Source organism: Aminobacter sp. LjRoot7 (assembly GCF_964252895.1).
Classification (GTDB): domain Bacteria; phylum Pseudomonadota; class Alphaproteobacteria; order Rhizobiales; family Rhizobiaceae; genus Aminobacter; species Aminobacter aminovorans_B.
Genome location: NZ_CAXUPX020000029.1, coordinates 1 through 3,544 on the forward strand (window position 1 = coordinate 1; position 3,544 = coordinate 3,544).

Below are 3,544 nucleotides of genomic sequence, written 5' to 3' on the forward strand. Positions count from 1 at the left end.
AGCCCGAGATGCCGACCGCGGAAACCGGTCCGAGCGCCGAACTGGTGGACATGACCCGACGCTTCTGGATCGGCACAGCCCTTGCCATACCCGTGTTCCTGCTGGAGATGGGCAGCCATCTCTTCGATCTCCATGCCTTCATGTCGCCGCAGAATGCCAACTGGGTTCAGATTATCCTGGCGACGCCCGTGGTGCTCTGGGCCGGTTGGCCGTTCTTCGAGCGTGGGGCCGCGTCCGTGGTCGGAGGGCAGAGCCAGACATACGCTACCCACCGTTATGAATGAGAGCTGGGTTAAGAAAATGGTCGCAGTGTTGGCGCGGAGCAATGCCGAAATAGGAACCCTCTCCGGGCTTTACGTGCTCTTCGGTCCTGAGGCTCGAGCCAGCCGTACGCCTGGGCCGCCACCATTTGCCGGAATGAACTCGATACCGGCCGTTTCGAACGCTAGCCGAATTGCGTCGATCGTCGAACTCTTTAGCTGTTCGCCTCGTTCAAGACGGGCGATCGTATCGGGCGATACCTCGGCGTTTCGAGCAAGGTCTCGCGTTCCCCATCCCAGCGCGACACGCGCCATTTTACATTGAACTGAATTCATTTCGTAACGCAGATACGATTTATGTTGATCTGTAGCTCCATCGCCATTATCGTAACCCTGATACGATTTTATCACTGTTAGCGGCCGCCAAGGGTGTGCAACCACCGTTAGCGGCCTAACCACAACCTAAGCTGTTGAGGAGCTCGGATCATGGCTGATTCCGACCATAGCATGAGTTTTGGGCGCGTCACGCGGCGGCTGGCGCTTGGCGGGTTGTTTGTCGCCACAGGTGGATGGACTTTTGGCGGTAATACGCTGGCCCGCGCGACAGCGGCTTCTGACGTAGCACCCGATCCAGAACGGGACCCGGCGGTGCAACTGTGGCGCGATTGGCATGTCGCATACGAGCAAGCAATGTGCCGCTGTGACCGGCTGCAGGAACTCGAGGCAGCACTTGCCGAGCGAGTGGATGCGCTGTGGACGGTTGTAAGCGTCCCTGGCGGCGAGGAGACAATCGTTTGCTCGAAGGCAGCGCTGGATCGGATTATCGGCGAGCGAACGGACATGGCGGAGATCCGCGCCAGGGCCGAAGCTGAACTCGACGCGCGACAAGCACATTTCGAGGTGGTTGCGACGGAGATCGGCTATTTCGTGGGACTGAGGGCTGAGCAGGCAGGCTTTGCAAGATGCGCTGCGCTGCTGGAGGCGCTTTCCGGGACGCCCGCCGTCTCGCTTGCAGGCGTCGTGGGCAAGCTCGATGCGGTGTTGCGCAACGGCGCGGACTGGGAAGATCGTTCGGCCTTTCCCTGGCCACAAATCCGCTCGGCGCGCGAGGACCTGACGCGGATCGGGCGCCATCTGACACCGGATGCGTTTTCCCAGGGCGGTAGTCGGTGAGGCTTGCCCCTGCCCTGCCGGACAATTCGCCGGGTGGCTTCATTGCATGTGGCTTCACGGCGGAGCCGGTCAAGGTCAAGGCGGGTTGGCGCCAAGGCCTTGACCGGCGTTTCCACTCTCGCGACAGTCGGCATCCTGCGTCTGCTTAGGAGAGGGCGCCGAATGCAGGTCATTGCGCTCCACGTTGCTACGACCGCATTTTCCCCCTTCCCGGCCAGCATATCTGGCAGCTTTATCCCCGCTTCGACACAACGAAGCGAGGAAGCCTATGGCAGAAGACAACATGACGGCCGCCGACGCGCGGCATTCTCTGAGCGAGCGCACCGACAGGCCCAAAACCCATCCGGCGATCCTGGCTCTCGCCTGGCTGATCGGGCGGGGCATGGCACGCGAACGCTTTGCAGAAGCGACGGATGCCAATGACGTCTCCAAGCCTCGAGCGCCCAAAGCAGAACCACCGGGCGAAAGAGCCGGCGACGGCAATTCCGACACCAGCTAAACCGAGAGCATTGTTCATGACCATGCGCGTAGCACTCTATGCCCGCTACTCTTCCGACCAGCAGCGGGCAGCCTCGATCGAGGACCAGTTCCGGCTCTGCCGCGATCATGCGGCGCGCGAAGACTGGGAGATCGCCGGCACCTACCAGGATGCCGGCATTTCCGGAGCAAGCCAGATCCTGCGGCCCGGGATCCAGAAGCTGGTCCGCGACGCCCAATGCGGGCTGTTCCAGCTGGTGCTGGCAGAGGCCCTTGACCGCATTTCCCGCGACCAGGCCGACATCGCAACACTCTACAAACATTTGAAGTTCGCCGGTGTCCCGATCGTCACTCTCGCAGAGGGCGCGATCTCCGAACTGCATGTCGGCCTTAAGGGCACGATGAATGCCTTGTTCCTCGGGGATCTCGCCATGAGGACCCGGCGCGGATTGCGCGGCCGCGTGGAACTCGGCAAGTCCGGCGGCGGGCTGTGTTACGGCTATCGTGTCGTCAGGCATGTCGATAAGCGCGGCGACCAGCTCAAGGGCGACCGCGAGATCGACAATGATCAAGCCGACGTCGTCCGCCGCATCTTCCGAGAGTTTGCCACAGGCATCAGTCCGCGCGCGATCGCCAAGAACCTCAACGACCAGGGCATATCAGGGCCTGCCGGCAAGCTGTGGAACGACACCACGATCCGCGGTCATGTCAGGCGCGGCACGGGCATCATCAACAACGAACTCTATGTCGGTCGACTGCTGTGGAACCGCCAGCGCTATGTGAAGGATCCCGCAACCGGCAAGCGCGTCTCCCGCCTCAATCCGGAGAGCGAATGGATCGTCACCGACGTGCCGGAGTTGCGCATCATGGGCGACGACCTTTGGCAAGCGGTCAAAGCGCGCCAGAGCGAGATCGCCGACAGGTCCGTCAACCTGACCACGGCCGTCCGCGCACACCACATGCGCAACCGGCTGAGCAGTGCCCGCCGGCCGAAGTCGCTGCTGTCGGGGCTTGTGTTTTGCGGGTGCTGCGAGGGCCCCTATTCCTTGCGCAGCGTCGACCGCTTTGCCTGCTCCAGCCACACCAGCAATGGCTCGTGCCCGAACAAGCGCACCATAGCGCGGAGCGAACTGGAACAGCGGGTGCTCGCCGGTCTGAAGGACAGGATGATGGCGCCGGAGGCAGCCGCAGTTGCGATGCGGGCCTACGCCGAGGAGACCAACCGTCTCAACCGGGAGCGCCGCGCCAATGCCGACGGCTGGAACGCAGAACTGATGAAGGTCGAGAAGCAGATCCGCAGCATCATCGAGGCCATCAAGGCCGGGATGTTTCAGGTGAGCATGAAGGCCGAGATGGACGCGCTCGAGGCGCGCAAGGCCGATCTCACGAACCAGCTGGCCGCCGCTCCCCAGGACAAGCCGGACCTGCTGCCCAGCATATCATCACTCTATGCGCGGAAGGTGGCGCATCTGACCGAGGCGCTCAACCATCCGGACGACCGGCCGCAGGCCGCAGCAGCGCTGCGGTCGTTGATCGAGAAGATCGTTCTGACACCTGGCGCCAAGCGCGGCGAGATCGAAGCCACGCTGTTCGGAGAACTGGGCACGATCCTCAACTGGACCGAGCGGCAGGCA

The 3,544-nt window shown here is 62.7% G+C and carries 4 protein-coding genes and 1 pseudogene; 4 read left to right on the forward strand and 1 reads right to left on the reverse strand.

What is annotated here, in order from left to right; genetic code table 11:
- Positions 1 to 242: pseudogene (locus ACSQ3E_RS30710) on the forward strand (haloacid dehalogenase); the annotation flags it as partial.
- Between the two features lie 111 nt (positions 243 to 353).
- On the opposite strand, the gene ACSQ3E_RS30715 reads toward ACSQ3E_RS30710, so the two are convergent.
- Positions 354 to 596 (reverse strand): helix-turn-helix domain-containing protein, encoded by a 243-nt coding sequence (locus tag ACSQ3E_RS30715; RefSeq protein ID WP_310329940.1) that lies wholly within the window; start codon positions 594 to 596, stop codon positions 354 to 356.
- Between the two features lie 150 nt (positions 597 to 746).
- On the opposite strand from ACSQ3E_RS30715, the gene ACSQ3E_RS30720 reads away from it, so the two are divergent.
- From ACSQ3E_RS30720 to ACSQ3E_RS30730, 3 genes are all read left to right on the forward strand, one after another.
- A complete protein-coding gene (locus ACSQ3E_RS30720; protein WP_436125495.1) occupies positions 747 to 1,433 on the forward strand; it encodes a hypothetical protein in 687 nt (228 codons plus the stop codon).
- Between the two features lie 283 nt (positions 1,434 to 1,716).
- On the forward strand, positions 1,717 to 1,932 hold the full coding sequence (locus tag ACSQ3E_RS30725) for a hypothetical protein (protein ID WP_436125496.1): 216 nt from the start codon (positions 1,717 to 1,719) through the stop codon (positions 1,930 to 1,932).
- 16 nt (positions 1,933 to 1,948) lie between these two features.
- Positions 1,949 to 3,544: recombinase family protein (locus ACSQ3E_RS30730; protein ID WP_436125497.1), on the forward strand; the 1,596-nt coding region annotated here is incomplete at its 3' end.